Annotated in this window: 13 protein-coding genes; 7 read left to right on the top strand and 6 right to left on the bottom strand. The window is 57.9% G+C overall.

All coding sequences use genetic code 11. The annotated features are described in order from the left end of the window. The first annotated feature begins 21 nt into the window (after nucleotides 1–21). Nucleotides 22–1335 carry a L,D-transpeptidase family protein gene (locus K227x_RS22095; RefSeq protein ID WP_246146035.1) on the top strand — a complete coding sequence of 438 codons (1314 nt, stop codon included), beginning with the start codon at nucleotides 22–24 and terminating at the stop codon, nucleotides 1333–1335. A gap of 192 nt (nucleotides 1336–1527) precedes the next feature. Then, nucleotides 1528–2082: an orotate phosphoribosyltransferase gene (pyrE, locus tag K227x_RS22090; RefSeq protein ID WP_145172985.1), complete on the top strand. Its 555-nt coding sequence runs from the start codon at nucleotides 1528–1530 to the stop codon at nucleotides 2080–2082. Nucleotides 2083–2273: 191 nt separating this feature from the next. On the opposite strand, the gene K227x_RS22085 is transcribed toward pyrE, so the two are convergent. Beyond that, nucleotides 2274–2708, bottom strand: a complete 435-nt coding sequence (locus K227x_RS22085; RefSeq protein WP_218933443.1) for a DUF695 domain-containing protein — start codon at nucleotides 2706–2708, stop codon at nucleotides 2274–2276. An 89-nt stretch (nucleotides 2709–2797) separates the two neighbouring features. Beyond that, complete coding sequence (locus tag K227x_RS30765; RefSeq protein ID WP_218933442.1) at nucleotides 2798–2980, bottom strand: hypothetical protein; 183 nt, start codon at nucleotides 2978–2980, stop codon at nucleotides 2798–2800. Between the two features lie 110 nt (nucleotides 2981–3090). On the opposite strand from K227x_RS30765, the gene K227x_RS22080 reads away from it, so the two are divergent. After that, nucleotides 3091–3510: a hypothetical protein gene (locus tag K227x_RS22080; RefSeq protein ID WP_145172983.1), complete on the top strand. Its 420-nt coding sequence runs from the start codon at nucleotides 3091–3093 to the stop codon at nucleotides 3508–3510. A gap of 76 nt (nucleotides 3511–3586) precedes the next feature. Next, on the top strand, nucleotides 3587–4492 hold the full coding sequence (locus K227x_RS22075; protein ID WP_145172982.1) for a hypothetical protein: 906 nt from the start codon (nucleotides 3587–3589) through the stop codon (nucleotides 4490–4492). A 340-nt stretch (nucleotides 4493–4832) separates the two neighbouring features. Here K227x_RS22075 and K227x_RS22070 read toward each other — a convergent pair whose 3' ends face one another. Further along, entirely contained in the window at nucleotides 4833–5012 is a 180-nt protein-coding gene (locus tag K227x_RS22070) for a DUF6800 family protein (RefSeq protein WP_145172981.1), read from the bottom strand. A gap of 90 nt (nucleotides 5013–5102) precedes the next feature. Further along, nucleotides 5103–7808, bottom strand: coding sequence for a type I DNA topoisomerase (gene topA / locus K227x_RS22065; protein ID WP_145172980.1), 2706 nt, complete (start codon nucleotides 7806–7808; stop codon nucleotides 5103–5105). A 329-nt stretch (nucleotides 7809–8137) separates the two neighbouring features. On the opposite strand from topA, the gene K227x_RS22060 reads away from it, so the two are divergent. Next, the gene (locus K227x_RS22060; protein ID WP_145172979.1) at nucleotides 8138–10825 is read left to right on the top strand and encodes a hypothetical protein; all 2688 of its coding nucleotides are present in this window, start codon (nucleotides 8138–8140) and stop codon (nucleotides 10823–10825) included. A 265-nt stretch (nucleotides 10826–11090) separates the two neighbouring features. On the opposite strand, the gene K227x_RS22055 is transcribed toward K227x_RS22060, so the two are convergent. Beyond that, nucleotides 11091–11483, bottom strand: coding sequence for a hypothetical protein (locus K227x_RS22055; RefSeq protein ID WP_145172977.1), 393 nt, complete (start codon nucleotides 11481–11483; stop codon nucleotides 11091–11093). A 20-nt stretch (nucleotides 11484–11503) separates the two neighbouring features. Continuing rightward, the gene (locus K227x_RS22050) at nucleotides 11504–13864 is read right to left on the bottom strand and encodes an ATP-dependent helicase (protein WP_145172976.1); all 2361 of its coding nucleotides are present in this window, start codon (nucleotides 13862–13864) and stop codon (nucleotides 11504–11506) included. Between the two features lie 168 nt (nucleotides 13865–14032). Here K227x_RS22050 and K227x_RS22045 point away from each other — a divergent pair, with 168 nt between their 5' ends. Both K227x_RS22045 and K227x_RS22040 read left to right on the top strand, forming a co-directional pair. Next, entirely contained in the window at nucleotides 14033–14392 is a 360-nt protein-coding gene (locus tag K227x_RS22045) for a DUF2237 family protein (RefSeq protein ID WP_145172974.1), read from the top strand. Nucleotides 14393–14658: 266 nt separating this feature from the next. Then, nucleotides 14659–15552 carry a YfgM family protein gene (locus tag K227x_RS22040; protein WP_145172972.1) on the top strand — a complete coding sequence of 298 codons (894 nt, stop codon included), beginning with the start codon at nucleotides 14659–14661 and terminating at the stop codon, nucleotides 15550–15552. Nucleotides 15553–15622 lie beyond the last annotated feature (70 nt).

Below are 15622 nucleotides of genomic sequence, written 5' to 3'. Positions count from 1 at the left end.
GCCCAGTCATGGAGGACAGTCGTGCAAACGCTGAAAACCGCTGCCATCGTTGTGCTGTTGATGACCGTCATCTACGGCAGTTGGGTGTCGTTGACGACTCCTCCCGAACCGTTGCCGCCCGATGTCGAAGACATGTTGGTGATCAACGATGATGGCACGCTGATGCTGGATTCGGTGCTGCCACCATCCTTGGGTGAACTGGAAATCAACACGGGGATCGCCGATGGATCCCCTGAAATCACTCAGCCCATCGACTCGGTCGCGTCTAATCTGATGCAACCGGAACCCTTTGGGGCTCCCGATCCGATGAATTCGCCCGCGGCTGTGCCATCGAGTGTTCCGTCGTTCGACGGTGGCACCTCGGCCAGCGCCGCTAGTTTTTCGATCAGCGACGCTTCATCAGCTCCCGCGGCAGCGGAAGTTGCCAGCGATGCCCACGGCTACCCCAGCACCAACCAATCGTTTGTCGTGCCGGACCCTGAATTGGCCCGATCGAAATTCGATCCAAATACGGGCGAGCGGTTTCAGGCGTCGGGCAGCGACGAATCCAAGGTCCCCGTGACTCAGGTTTCGGCAATCAAGATGAACGACCAAGCGGTTGACGGCTTGGACCGCGGAGCGACGCTCAGCGACCAACGCAACCTTGGCCTCGCCAACGCCATCCAGATCGCAGACCGGCAATACGCCGCCGACCAACGCAAAGAAGCGCTGGCGACGCTAAGCATTTTTTACAGCACACCGGATTTGACCGGCGAAGAACGCAGCGAACTGATCTCGCGATTGGATCCTTTGGCAGCAGACGTGATCTATTCGCAACGTCACCTGCTAGAGAGCGCCCATCGTGTCGGCCAGACCGAGACGCTGATCGAAATCGCAGAGAAGTATGATGTGCCTTGGCAACTGCTGGCCAACATCAACCAAGTCCAGGACCCGGTCACGATCCTGCCCGGGACAGAGCTGAAAGTGGTTCGCGGCCCGTTTCGCGCCGAAGTCGACGTAAACGCCAAAGAGCTGACGCTGTTCCTAGGCGATCTTTACGCTGGCCGTTTCCCGATCGATGTCGGTAACGATCCGGTGCCGAAACCGGGCACGTTCACGGTCCAGGAAAAGCAAGAATCCCGAACCTATTACGACGCCGCCGGTTCGCCCATCGCGCCGGGCAGCCCCGAAAATCCCTACGGCAACGCATGGATCGATCTGGGCGGGCAAATGTGCATCCACGGAAGCCCCAAAAGTCGACAACCCACCGACAAGGGCTGCATCAGTCTGGCGGCTGACTACGCCGACGATCTGTACGGAATCATTTCGCTCGGTTCGTCGGTGACCATCCGGTAACGGGACACCGTCGTTGGGTGGGCCCAGCGTGTCGAGGAAGCTCTAGGCCGATTCGGCTCTGGGTAACCAGTCGCTGGGCAAACAGTCTCTGGGTAACCAGACGCTGGGCAAACGGCGGGTTGTCAGTGTTTGACGCAGTGATCAAATTCACGTGTCACCATTTGTCATCTACCTGCCACCTGCTAGCCGCCCATGTACAACCGCGACGAACTGATCGAACTGATCCAATCCGAGTCTCTGCGCCGAGGCGATTTCACGCTGGCCAGCGGCAAGAAAGCTTCGTTTTATCTGGATTGCCGAACCCTGACGCTGCATCCACGTGGCGCCAACGTCGTCGCCGAGGGAATGCTAGAAGTCCTGCAGTCGCAGGGCGAACTGCCGGCCGCAGTCGGCGGCATGGCGATCGGGGCCGATCCGATCACCGCGTCGATCGTAACGATTGCCGGCCAGCGTGATCTGATGCTGAAGGGGTTCATGGTTCGCAAGGAACCCAAAGGTCACGGAACCGGCAAGCAGGTCGAAGGCCCCGTCGAACCCGGCCAACGTGTGGTCATCGTCGAAGATGTGATCACCAGCGGTGGCAGTGCCATCCAGGCTGTCGAAGCAGCCCGAAAGTTTGGTTTGGTTGTCGACCAGGTCATCGCCATCATCGACCGATTGGCCGGCGGCCGCGAAGCCTTCAAAGAAAAAGGGATCGAGCTGACCACGTTGACCACGATCCGAGACTTTGGCATCGAACCCGAGTGATCCGGTCGTGGCGGCGCTGCGCCACAGGTTCCCAGCGCCCAAGCATCGGTGCCCTGAATCAAGGTAGCCGTCCGTTCCGTTGGTAGTACCGGCTTCAGCCGGCGTTTTTCGGCTCGGTCGGGTCTGGCGCTCGGTGCCCGTTCCGCCTAGAGGCGGTGCTACAAACGGAGCCGATGCAGCGGACAGCCTTTTTAGGATGCGGGCAAGAATTCCTGAAACGACAGCCACTGTGGATCGCGTTGGGCCATGCACTGGACGTCGTAGTTGTCCGTTTTGGCGCGTGCCAGTTCGTGCAGTTGAGCGACGTCCACGCCTTCGGTGACATAGAACACAAGTTCTTTAGCGTCCGGCGCCGTCAGCGTCAGCACATGGATCCCGGTGGTCTGGGCAGCGACGATCTCGCAGATCGCGTCCTCCAACTTGGACACGTCGTCGTTTTCTTCCGGGTCGGGGGCTCCCGCGTCGGGTGGCAGGTTGTACGGGATGGCAAACCCCAATTTGATTCCCAGTTTAGGGTTCCCGACGTATGGAACCGCCGCCTCGTTGATGCTGACCAACAGCGTCCCCCGTTTCAGCGGGACTTTTCGAAGCGTCCACTTGCCTTTGAGTGAATCGAGGTTGTCCAACTGGTCGCTCGCAATTTCGGGGGGGAGAGGTGATTTCAGGCCAACGCCTCTGTCGAAGTCGACCGGGGCATCGCCGCGGCGGGATTCTATCACGCCACGGTGGCAGCCGAACACGGCCCCCAGTCGTGGTCGCCCCGGTCGTGGTCGCCGCGTGGCGTCCACTTGCCAGCGGCTTTTCGATCGCGGCCTAGCAAACGGTCACGCATCCAGGCACACCCCGTGCGGGCAGCCATCAACGTCCGCCGGGTGGTCGCCGGGCGTGAGTCGATCATGTGCCGGGCCTGTGTTGGGGATCGACGCTGCTGGTCCTTATCGAAAACTTCGAAGCAGGGTATAATGCAGTGCTCAAACGACTGTTTATTACGTGCGCGAAGGAAAATCCATGGCGGTTGGAGAAGGCTTAGAAGACATCACGGTCAAAATTTCGCCGGAGGATTTGGACGAGGACGGATTCGTCAGCGTGTGGAATATCGCATCGTTTTCGTGCGATGGTGACCTAACGCTGACGCGAGCACTGGCTTCGTCATTGCTAGGATTCCTATGCAAAAAGGGCTGCGATTTCGTCGTCACCAGTACAACGAACGCAGAATACCTGGACTCGCAGTTCGAAAAGGACAACAAGGTCCTGTACGCGTGGAAGGCCGACAGCGAAATGGTCGACCTGGTTGCTCAGCACGCCGAAGTGCCTCATCAGGCATTCTTGAGCTTCCTAGAGAACCAAAAATTCAACGCGACCACGAACTACAGTCCTCGCCGGGCTGACCGAGTGGAATGGTTCCAAAATCTATGGTCGGTGGGTTAGAAAGCTCGACTGACGTCATCGCTGCGGCAGGCGCGCGCTGCGTGGCCTGACCAGCAGTAACGGGAGAATCATCGCGGTGTCAGATGCCTATCACCCCACTCCCGAAACCCAGGCTCCGGCCGGCGGTGTCTTTCCAGCCGGACCGGCAGTGGACCGGCCACCGGAAACCAAAAACGGCCGATGCCTGCTATTTGGCTGCATCGGCGTCTTCGTCGGCGGCCTGATTCTGATTTTGTGTGCCGGCTTCGGGACCTATTTCGCGGTTCAAAAACAGGTCGAAAAGTTCACCGACACCGAACCGCTTGAACTGCCCGCGGTCGAATACCCCGAGGAAAAGCTGGCGGAGCTGGAGCAGCGGCTCGAAGCGTTTCAGGCCAGCCTGGAAAGCGGCGGTGCCGGCACCGCCGCGGTTCAGGATGCGGCCGAAGCCGCGATCGAAGGGGATCCGGGATCGGGCGACACCGTCGCGGACGTCACCCCCAGCGACGATAGTGCCGAACCGTCCGGCCAGCTTCCGCAGCAAGTGCCTTCGCCGTCGCAGCAGGGGCCCGGTGATCCGGATCAGCCGTCTGATGCCGACGCCCCAGGGCGTGAATTGGTGCTGACCGCCGACGATATCAATGCCTTGATCGCCAAAGAGAAGCAGCTTCGCGGCAAACTGCTGGTCCGAATCGAAGATGGGAAAATCACCGGTGACATCAGTGTCCCCACCGATTCGTTCATCCCAGGGTCCAAGGGGCGATACTTCAATGGTTCGGGAACGTTTGACGTTTCGCTGGACGAAGGGGTTTTGATGGTCCGGTTGGTATCCGCCGAAGTGAAGGGCGAACCGTTGCCCGACACGTTCATGGAGGCGATGAAGAGCGAGAATCTGGCCAAGGAGATCTACAAAGACGAAAAGGGTGCCAAGGCCATCCGTCGCTTCGAAAGCATCCAGGTCGAAGGCGACAAGATCATCGCTCGACTGAAGCCCACGCCCTGATCGGGCCGCTAGCGTCGAAGTGTTTCGTAGCGAATGTCGCCAAGACTTTCGGTAGTCGCGTGTCCGGTGGCCGAAGCTGTTGGCGAGTTGCGCTACTTGCGCTACGAAGAGCTGCTCGGAGCGTGAACGCTTCGCGGCGTTTGCGTTTGGCCGGAAGTTTCCGGTACCAGGTGACGCTAACCGAGGCTATCGCCTAACGGCTCATTGAATCGGCAAACCGCCAATGCTTTCGGTGGTCACGTGTTCGGTGGCCGAATCGTCGCCGCGCAGCATGAACCGATCTCTGGTGAGATCGATTGGACAGATAGCTGGGGGGGCGGGGCGAGAACCTGGAAGGGTTCTACTTCAAGCCTTCGCGCTCGATGATGACTTCAGCACCGGTCGTCATGCGACGCAGTTTGCGTGCGACTTCCGACTTTTCCATCGTTCCGGCTTTGGCGCGAGCCAACAGCTTCGCAACTTTCTTTCTGCGGGTGCGTAAACGACGGATTTCGCGAACGCGTTCAATTCCGGACGGCATCTATATCATCTCCGAGTGGTTTAGTTTGGGGCCGAAGTGTAATTGGCCCCGTGGATTACGGGAAGAGGTCGTTTTGGCGACCCTGGGCCACTAAGCCTTCTTTTTGGCAACGCCCTTCTTCTTGGCGGCCTTTTTCTTCGTGGTTTTCTTCTTTGCAACCTTCTTTTTGGTCGCTTTCTTCTTCGTCGCCTTCTTTTTCTTTTTCTTCGTTGGCCCCTTGGCGGCTCGTTCAGCCAGCAGGTCCAAAGCGGCTTCGAAGGTCATTTCCTTCGGTTCCATGCCCTTTCGCAGGCTGGCATTGGTTTCTCCGTCGGTCACGTAGGGGCCGAACCGGCCTTCGAGGATTTTGACTTCCTTTTCTGTGATCGGCGAAGGTTTTTCGAACATCTTCAGCGGCTCTTTCGGGGTTCCCCGGCCGCGGGTCTTGGGTTGTTTCAGCAGGTCCAAGGCTTCCTGGAAAGTCACTTCCAGCGGCGAAACACCGGCTGGGAGCGAACGCGTGTCTTTCTCGCACTTGATGTATGGCCCGTAGCGGCCATCGAACGCTTGGACGGGTGCCTTGGATTCGGGGTGTTCGCCCAGGGTGCGTGGCAGCGTCAGCAGCTTGCACGCCAATTCCAGCGTCAGGTCAGCGACCTCCATCCCCTGCAGCAGCCCTTGGTTTCGTTTCTCTGGATCGTCCGGTTCGCCCAGTTGGATGTAGGGCCCAAACCGGCCGACTTTCAGGTAGATTGGCTTGCCCGTTTCGGGGTCCGAGCCGATCGGTTCCTCTTCGACCTGGCCGGCTTCCAGCAGTTCCAAGCCTTTTTGAAGGTCCATTTCGTCGGGCGGCAAACCGTCCGGGATCGATGCGGTCCGATCGCCCTGTTCCAGGTAGGGACCGAACTTGCCAACGCGAACGAAGACCTCTTCGAGGTGTTCCCCTTCGGTGGGCGTGCCCAGAGTAAACATCGCCGATTCTTTGGGATCGATCTTGTCCAGCTTTTCCACTAGGCGGTGCTTCAGCCCGACGTTGTGTTTGTCGGTCGAATCGTCGCCGAAGTAGAACTTGCGAAGGTAGTCATCGCGGTCCCCTTCATCGCGGCTGATCGAATCGAGGAAGTCTTCCAGTTCGGCGGTGAATTCGTAATCCACCAACGTTCCGAAGTGCGTTTCCATCAATCGCGTCACGCTGAACGCACGCCAGGTCGGGACCAGGGCGGAACCCTTTTTGACGATGTAATTGCGTCGTTCGTCGGTAATCGTGCCGATGATCGATGCGTACGTACTCGGTCGCCCGATGCCTTTTTCTTCCAGCGTCCGCGTCAGCGAGGCTTCCGTGTACCGGGCTGGCGGCTGGGTGGTGTGCCCCTTGGGTTCCAGTTCTTTGGCGTCCAATGGGTCCGACGATTGGACGTTGGGCAACAGCGTGTCTTTGTTGGCCAGTTCCAGTTCCGGATTGTCGCTGCCCTCGACATAGGCTCGCAGGAACCCTTCAAACAGGATGCTGGTACCGCTGGCGGTGAACGTTGCTCCGCCACCTTCGATGCTGATGCTGATGCGTTGCTTTTTGGCGTCCGCCATCTGGCACGCAACGGTCCGTTTCCAGATCAGATCGAACAACCGGAACTGATCCGAATCCAGTTCGCCGCGGATGGTTTCGGGAACACGGAACGGCGTACCGGCGGGGCGGATCGCTTCGTGAGCCTCCTGGGCGTTCTTCACTTTCCCCTTGTACACGCGGACGTCAGGGTGCAGGAAGTCTTGGCCATATTCGCTGGTCACCAGGTTCCGTGCGGCCGAGATCGCTTCTTTCGAAAGCGTCATGCTGTCGGTACGCATGTAAGTGATGTAACCGTTTTCATACAGCCGTTGGGCTGCGCTCATCGTCCGTTTTGCGGTGAAGCCAAGTTTTCGGTTGGCTTCCTGTTGCAGCGTACTGGTCGTGAACGGCGGCCGTGGTCGTTCGGTGAACGGTTTGACTTCGACTTTGGTGACTTTGAAGTCTGCTTTGCGAAGTTTTTCGGCCAATTCGTTGGCTTGGACCTCGTTCATCTGCAACAGGTCTTGGTTTTTCAACTGACCGGTTGTCGAATCGAAATCGTTTCCACGCGGGATTCGTCGCCCGTCGACGGTCGACAACGTCGCCTGCAGCGGTTCGCCAGCGGCGGTCGCAAAGACCGCGCCCAAGTCCCAGTAGGTCGAATCGACGAAAGCGATTCGTTCGCGTTCGCGGTCGACGATCAACCGCACCGCGACCGATTGGACGCGTCCGGCGCTGGTTCCTTTGCCGATTTTTCGCCACAACAGGTTCGACATGTCGAATCCGTACAGGCGGTCCAGGATCCGGCGGGTTTCCTGGGCTTTGACCAGCGAGTCGTCGATTTTGCGGGTAGCCGACAGGGCGTTTTGGATCGCTTCCTTGGTGATTTCGTGGAATACCAAGCGGTGAACCGGGACTTTGGGCTTCAAAAGTTCCTGAAGGTGCCAGCTGATCGCTTCCCCTTCGCGGTCTTCATCCGTCGCCAGATAGAGTTCGTCGGCCTGTTTCAAAGCATCTTTCAGCTTTTTAACTTGTTTCTTTTTTTCGTCCGGAACGATGTACAGCGGTTCGAAATCGGCGTCCGTGTTGACCCCCAGATAGGCCCACGGTTCGGCCTTGAACTTCTCTGGCACCTCCTTTTTACCGGCCGGCAAATCCCGAACGTGGCCAATACTGGCCTCGACCAAGTAATTCGCGCCAAGGAATTTAGCGATCGTTCGTGCTTTCGCCGGCGATTCGACGATCACTAACGCTTTGCCCGTGCTTTTGGCCATGCAAACACATCAAAAGGTAAAAGGAGAATGGGGTGGACGGGATGTCCGGAGGGACGAATCTGGAGGTAGTCAGGCTGCAAAGCATCAATCTCGGCTTGACCCTTCAAAACCGCCGGCGATACGCTTTCCGGTTCGTGTCGGTGCACGCCGTCGGCATGTCCCTCTGTTGAACCCAGTGTTTAGCCGAGGCAGTCCCCCGTGTCCAAAGAGAGTTGAACGGTCCGGCCCAGTTGTCAAGCCGACTGGCCGATTTCTCTCCGGATCGACGGAAACCGTATTCCCCCTGCCCAGTTACCGCCAGACCATCGCGGCCGAAAGTTCTTTTTCTCATGAGCACCAGTCCTTTTGAACTGTTCCGACGGAACCTGAAACCGTTCATGATCTTCGCGACTTTGCTCGCGTTGGTCTCGTTCGTCGTGCTGCCGATCCTGCAAACATACCTGCAAAAACAGGCCGGCGCCGGCAACGATGTCGTCGTCGCCAAGTACGACGGGATGGATTTGACGCAAAATCGGGTCAGTTATTTCACACAAAATCATGCCGCAACGGTGCGATTTCTGGCTGACCTAGCCAATCAAACGATCGCCCGTGGCGGTGTCCCCCGCACTTCGGGGTTCGATTATGACGCCCAAGCCAAGCAAATTCGATCGCTGGGAATCAACGAAAACCCCAGCGACGAAGGCACCATCCGTACGTTTATGTTCGCCGACCAAGCTCGAAAAGCTGGTTTCGAACTGGACGACAACGCTCTGGACGTTTGGCTGGAACGGTTCACCGACGGGCTCTTCAGCCCCAGCGAAAGAACCTCGATGCTGATGCAGTCGACCAGCAACCGCATGGGGCCGCCCCACCTGTACGAACAGCTTCGCAATCACTTGTTGGCCGATGTCTACCTGCGACGCGGCAACTCGGGTCTGTTCGGCAAACAGGGGCCGTTGCTGACGCCCGATGAACAATGGCGTAATTTCCTGAAATTGAATCAGAACGCCACGATCAACGCCTACGGCGTGCTGGTGAACGATTACATCGAAAAGACGGACGCCGAGCCGCCGGAATCGCGAATCCAAGAAGTCTACGAAGACGGAAAAGATCGTGACGCTAGCGATCAGTCGACCGAGGCCGGTTTTCACAAACGGTATTCGTCCAAATTCGAATACTTGGTCGGCAACTACCAAACTTTCTTGGACGAAGAAATCGCCAAGCTAAGCGAAGACGAAATCAAGGCTGAATACGAGCGACGTCTCAGCGGCGGCGATTTCCAATTGCCCGTCGACGAAATCGCTCAGCCCACCGTCGGTGATCTGATGAAGGAAACCGAAACGGAAGAAGCCAGCGCCGAGATCGAAATGATCAAGGAAGAAGAAACCGCTGAAGTGGCCGCCGAAGAAAAAACACAAGCCCCACCGGCCAAGGAAGAAGAGAAGCCAACCCAGGAAGTCGTCGAAGAAGAAATGACGGCGGATCCTGAAACGGCCAAGGAAGAGGCTGTCGAAAAGAAGGCAGAAGAAGCTGCCGAAGAAGCGGAAACCACCGAAAAGGCCGCCGAAGAAACGGCTAAGAAAGCGGAAGAAGCTGCTGAGGAAGTCGTGGAAGAAGCCGCCGCCGAAGAACCCGCCAAGGAAGATTCGTCGCAAGCTACCCGCCGATCGGAAGTCCGATTGGTTGCGTTCCAAGACGACGAAAAGTCCGACGAAGCTGCCGCCGACCAGAAGCCTGCCGACGAAGCCAAGCCTGCCGACGAAAAAGCTGCCGACGACAAGCCTGCGGACGAAAAAGCTGCCGACGACAAGCCTGCTGAGGAAAAGGCAACGGAAGAGAAGCCTGCGGACGACAAGGCAACGGACGACAAGGCAACGGACGACAAGGCAGCCGAAGACAAGGCAGCCGAAGACGAGGCCGAGCCAAAGTCGGAAGAGCCGGCCGATGAACCGGCAGAGATGAAGCAGGAAGAAGCCGCAGCGGAACCTGCCCCAGCCGAGGAAGCAGAGCCAGCTGCGGAAACCAAGGAAGAACCCAAAACCGCAGACGAACCGAAGCCGACCGCTCCTAAGATCCAATCCTTCGAAGACGTCCGGGACAGCATCGCGGCCGAATTGGCCGGGCCGGTTGCTCGCGACCGAATGGACAAAGCGATCACGACGGTCACCTCGACCATGCGGAACCACTTCAGCCGTTTGGGCATCCACCGCAGCAACCTGGCAATCGGCAAAGAAGTCGATCCGCCAGCTCGCCCAGACCTGGCCAAATTGGCCAAAGAATTGGGACTGCAACTCGAATCGATCGGGCCTCATACCGAAGTGTCGATCGCTGACGAACCGATCTCCAACTCGTTCGAAGTCGGTACCCAATTCGGACGTCGGGGACCAAGCTTTGGTGTGATGATGTACGGCTTCGATAACGGCCAGACTCAGTTGCCGAAACAGCCGCTGTTTTCGCCTGTGCGGACTGCCGACGATCAGTCGGGCAAGATCTACGTCACATGGAAAACCGAGGAAACCGAAGCCTACACGCCGACGTTGGACCAAGTTCGCGATGAAGTCGTGATGGCGATCCGCTTGGACGAAGCGCGTAAGTTGGCAACCGAAGCTGCGACCGAGTTGGCCAAGAAGGCCGAGGCTGGCAAACCGCTGGCCGAAGTCGTCCCGGCTGACAAGAAGGACAATTTCAAAGAGGGCCTCGGCCCCTTCACATGGATGGATTCGTTCGGTTTCCAAGGTGCCACGATCGGGAACGTTCCTGAACTCGATTCCGTCGGCGACAAGTTCATGAAGGCTGTGTTCCAGACCGAGGAAGGCAAGGTCGGCGTCGCTCCGAACCAACCGGGGCGAGTGATCTACGTGGTCGAGCCAACGAAGTTTGACCCTTCGATCGAAGAACTACGCCGCCAGTTCAAGCAGCCCGTCAATCGCATGATGGCTCGCATGGTGGCCAGCGACATCGGCGAAATTCGCCGCGGTTACTACGAAGCCCTCGACGAAGCTGCTGGATTCGAAGAAATCAAGCGAGACGAGGAATAGTCGGCCATCATCAGCCGGTTAGCCGCCTGACCAGCCCCCTAGGGTCGTGCTGCGGGCCTGCCGATGGCGGGAGACAGAAATTGCCCGGAGTGTGAAAGATCGAAAAACTTTCGCATTCCGGCTTCATGTTGGGCGAAAGTAACGCCGATGCTCTTTGCTGACCGCCCAGGCGAGTCTAAAATCTAAGTGTTGGCTTTGAACAAAGCCTGCACTGCTTCGGTCCAGTAGTTTTCGGCAGAGGGATCATTTTTAGGGTTCGCCAAGATCAACTAAAGACTTGTGCAGAAGCACGTCGAGATCTTCGCGTTTCTCCCAGCGGCTCCATTTTGCCGCCGAACGATCGAAGCAAACCATAAAGCCGGCCGGCAATCTGAAAAGGTTGTCGGTCGGTTTTTTTTGTAGGTCGACCGAACGGGCAACTGAAAATCGAAAGACCAGCAAAGCGGACACCCAAGTCCACATCGCCCAATGTCCCAGCACCGCAGGCGTGTTCCGCCTCTTTTTCGTTGCCACGGTCAATTTGCATTTTGAAATGTTCATTTTGCAATTTGCAATCTCCCCTGATCGAATCGTGCGAGAAGAATGCAAATTGCAAATTGAACAATGCAAATTGGTCATTGGACGACCATCGAGAACGCCTCGATTTTTCGTCGCTCACGACCAACTCGCGTCCGCTGCCTAAACCAGTTCCAGTTTTGCGAACGCCAATCGGAAGCTGAATTCGCCGTCGGGGAAGATCACTTTCGCGGTCCGCTTGGGGCCGCGGCCGGTGACTTCGATGATCGTGCCTTCGCCGTGTTCGGAGTGTCGTACCAGCACTCCTTCCCGGTACGACATCAGCGGCGTGGTTCCGCTGGTCAACAGATCGGCGCCTGTTTTCAGCCCCGCCACCACGATGTTCTTTTTCTTTTTTGGCTTCATCACCTCGGCGAGTTCCTCGGCTGGAAGCTGGGACACTTCGTCGATCTCGAAACCAGCCGGTGCGATCACAGGTGCCGTTTCCGAAACCGCATCCAGGTCACCGCCGGGCGATCCGTCTTCGTCTGGCAAATCCCAGGACTCGGGATAGCTCTGGTCATAGTCCTCTTCTTCGTCGAACCAGTCGCGATTGCCCGTGCTTTCGATCCGCCGAATTTCGTCCAACGGAAGTTCGTTCAAAAATGGACTGGGGATCACCGGACGCGTATCGCCACGCACGGCGCGTCGCTTGCAACAGCTCAATTGCAAACGCTCTTTGGCTCGCGTGATTCCGACGAACAGCAGCCTGCGTTCTTCTTCGAACTGCGCCTCGTTTTCCTTGGATCGTTTGTGGGGCAACAGATCGTCTTCGACGGCGATGATGTAAACTCGCGGGTATTCCAGTCCCTTGGCGGCGTGCAGCGTCATGATCGTCACGCGGTCGGTTTCGCCATCGATCGCATCGGTATCGGCCACCAACGCCACCTGTTCCAGGAAAGCTTCTAGCGATCCGTCTTCGGGGTGTTGTCGATCGAACTCGACTGCCGCCGTGATCAGTTCGTCGACGTTGGACATCGGGTTGGCGTCTTGCTGTTCGACCGCCGTTTTTTCCAGGTAGGCTTCGAACTCGGTTTCTTCGACCAGGAATCGAATCAGATCTTCTAGCGGCGCGGTCGCCTTGATCGCCAAGCGGTCATAGATTTTGATGAACTTGCCGATCATCGTGACGGCTCGTTTGGCCAGCCCTTCGATGTCCTTGGCCCGCCGGGCAGCTTCCAGCATCGGGATGCCGTTGTAGTCGGCAAAGTCCCGGATGCGTTCGACCGTCTTGGCCCCGATCCCACGCGTCGGTGTATTGATCACTCGCATCAACGCCACGTCGTGGTTGGGGTTGTTGACCAGGTGCAGGTAGGCCAACAGATCCTTGATCTCACGTCGCTGATAGAACTCCACACCGTTGACGATCTGGTAGGGCAGCGACCGGCTGCGCAGGGCGTGTTCCAGCGACCGGGTCAACGCGTTCATGCGGCAGAAAATTGCGAAGTCCGATGGCTTCATGCCTTCTTCGGCAATCGCATGAACGATCTCGTCCGCGATCCCGTCGGCTTCTTGATAGCCGTCTTGGAACATCCGCAGCACCACCGCGTCCCCTTCGGGATGGTCGGTGAACAGGTCCTTGGCTTTGCGTTTTCGGTTGTGCCGGATCAATTGATCGGCGGCACGCAGGATGTTGGGCGTGCTGCGATAGTTTTTTTCTAGCCGGGCCGTTTTGACGGACGGATAATCCTTTTCGAAATCTAGGATGTTGTTCAGGTCGGCACCCCGCCATCCGTAGATGGATTGATCCGGGTCGCCGGTGACCGCCAGGTTGGGCTGATCGATCGACAGCGCACGAACGATGGCGTACTGCGCCAAGTTGGTGTCTTGGTATTCGTCGACCAGGATGTACTTGTACTTGTTGTCCAGTTCGCTGCGGATCTCTGGGTTCTCGCGGAGCAGATTGGCGATGTGCAGCAGCAGGTCATCGAAATCAACCGCGTTGGCGGTCAACAGTTGCTGTTGGTAGACCGGGTAGACCTTGGCCGCAAGCGCGTCCAGCGGGCGCAGGATTTGGCCCTGCATCGTTTCCGGAGTCATCAAGCGGTTCTTGGCGTGGCTGATCGACGACGCGATCTGGTCGGGCGATGCGTGTGTGGTGGACACGCCGGCGGCCATGACGGCTCGCTTCATCGCCTGTTTCGAATCCTGGGTGTCGTAGATCGAATAGTTCTCGGCCAACCCGACCATCGTGGCATAGCGGCGCAGCAGTTGAGCGCAGAATCGGTGAAAGGTGCCCATCCAGACCGGTTGGTTGGGGGCCAGTGAATCAACGCGATGCCGCATTTCGTCGGCCGCCTTGTTCGTGAACGTCAACGCCGCGATCTGCCACGGCGGAACCCCCTGGTGGATCATGTTGGCGATCCGGTGGGTGACCACGCGTGTTTTTCCCGATCCCGGGCCAGCCAAAATCAGCATCGGGCCCTCGATATGACCGACAGCCTCTCGTTGAGCCTCGGTCAAATTTTCGAATATCGCATCCATTCTTGGTCCCTTCGTCCCCCTAGCTGCCGAACAACGCCGCGTGATCCAATGGGTACTATACCGCTGTGAGTCGATTGTTTTTAGGGCCGCCATGGGCGCGCATGGCGAATCGATAGGGACGACGTGTTACGATGCGTTTTTCACCCGCAGACGAATGAAGAAATCCTTATGGCGAAAAACGTACTTGGGACTGATTTGGTCACCTGCAGCACCGACCCGATGACGGGATTTTACCGGGATGGCTGCTGCAACACCGGCGGCGACGATTCCGGATTGCACACCGTTTGCTGCCAAGTCACTGCGGAATTCCTCGAGTTCAGCAAGGCACGCGGCAACGACCTCAGCACGCCGATGCCGGTGTATCGCTTCCCTGGCCTGAAACCTGGCGATCGTTGGTGTCTGTGTGCCGCACGCTGGAAAGAGGCTTTTGACGCCGGAGCCGCGCCCGCCGTCGTGCTGGAAGCCTGCCACATATCGACACTCGAATTCGCAAGCCTGGACGAACTGAAGGCATATGCAGTCGATTAGCTGCTGCCGACGGATTTCGCTGTTGCCGATTGGCGAATGCCGATGAGGTGTTGCCGACGGCTAGAACGCTGCTGATCCCCTGTTGAATCGGGCCCCCGGCGTCCGAACTGCCCCCCCGAGGCAGCGAATGGGTGTCAACGAGCGTTGAAATCGCGAACCGGCCGCGAACCTGGCGTCTTCCGCCTTGACGCTAAAGTCATGCCATTTCTATACTTCCGGGCTCGAATCACCCGTTTGCCTATTCTGATCGAAGACCACGGAAGATCATGAACGATCGACGTCACGAACTCCAGCAGAACGACCTCGCGATTTGGCTACACCGCGTAAACCAAGCGATTGAGCCACATTCCCGCCTGATCGCCATCGTGGTTGGCGGTCTGATCGTCGCTGGAATCGGCTGGATGCTTTACACCAGCCAGCAAACAGGCCAGCGTAGCGACGCGACGCTGAACCTGATTGAGGCGATGAATAGCCCCGATACGGAAGTTTTGGAAAGCGTTAGCCAAGATTTTGCGGGAACCTTGGCTGCCGAATGGGCAAAAATTTATCAAGCCAACCAGTTCTTGTCCGACGGCGTCGATTCGCTGTTCACGGATCGCGATAACGCGGTCACGTTGCTGGAAGATGCCAAGATTGCGTACGAGAACGCACTGGCCGGCAGCAAGGATCCACTGCTCCTTTCGCGAGGTCACTTCGGACTCGCTCGCGCCCACGAATCCTTGGGCGAACTGGACGAAGCGATCGAAGAATACAAAAAAACAATCGGAATTGGCGAATCGAAGCAGATGACGGAAATCTGCGAAGACCGGATTGCCGACCTCGGCAAACCGGGGACCAAGGACTTCCTGGCTTGGTTCGCTGACCAAGATTTCTCGCCTGCTGACCCGTCCCTGCCACCCGCACTGCCCGGCAGTTCGGCACTTCCCGATCTGCCCGATTTGGATCTCCCCGACCTGAACCTCCCAGGTGGTGGCAATTCCGACGTGATGGAAGCCGAAGACGGCCTGGAATTGCCTGCCGACGATGGTGCCGAAACAGGCGTCAAGGAAACCGAAGCTGCCGAAACCGATTCGCCTGCGGAAACCAAGCCTGCCGAAACCGATTCGACAGAGTCCGATGCAGCAGGAACCGAAAAAGCAGAAGCCGCCAGTGACGAATAGTCCACGCGGTGACGGTTCGCCGGGCGATCCAGGATCCACGGGTGATTCCGCTGACGCGGGCACCCATGAT

It is taken from the genome of Rubripirellula lacrimiformis (assembly GCF_007741535.1).
Classification (GTDB): Bacteria; Planctomycetota; Planctomycetia; order Pirellulales; family Pirellulaceae; genus Rubripirellula; species Rubripirellula lacrimiformis.
The sequence above is the reverse complement of the archived record's forward strand: the minus strand, read 5'-3'. Positions and strand labels throughout refer to the sequence as shown.

Coding starts and splice junctions, on each gene's coding strand:
- pyrE (WP_145172985.1), top strand. CDS start 1,528: ATGTACAACCGCGACGAACTGATCGAACTGATCCAATCCGAGTCTCTG.
- K227x_RS30765 (WP_218933442.1), bottom strand. CDS start 2,980: ATGATCGACTCACGCCCGGCGACCACCCGGCGGACGTTGATGGCTGCC.
- K227x_RS22080 (WP_145172983.1), top strand. CDS start 3,091: ATGGCGGTTGGAGAAGGCTTAGAAGACATCACGGTCAAAATTTCGCCG.
- K227x_RS22070 (WP_145172981.1), bottom strand. CDS start 5,012: ATGCCGTCCGGAATTGAACGCGTTCGCGAAATCCGTCGTTTACGCACC.
- topA (WP_145172980.1), bottom strand. CDS start 7,808: ATGGCCAAAAGCACGGGCAAAGCGTTAGTGATCGTCGAATCGCCGGCG.
- K227x_RS22060 (WP_145172979.1), top strand. CDS start 8,138: ATGAGCACCAGTCCTTTTGAACTGTTCCGACGGAACCTGAAACCGTTC.
- K227x_RS22050 (WP_145172976.1), bottom strand. CDS start 13,864: ATGGATGCGATATTCGAAAATTTGACCGAGGCTCAACGAGAGGCTGTC.
- K227x_RS22045 (WP_145172974.1), top strand. CDS start 14,033: ATGGCGAAAAACGTACTTGGGACTGATTTGGTCACCTGCAGCACCGAC.
- K227x_RS22040 (WP_145172972.1), top strand. CDS start 14,659: ATGAACGATCGACGTCACGAACTCCAGCAGAACGACCTCGCGATTTGG.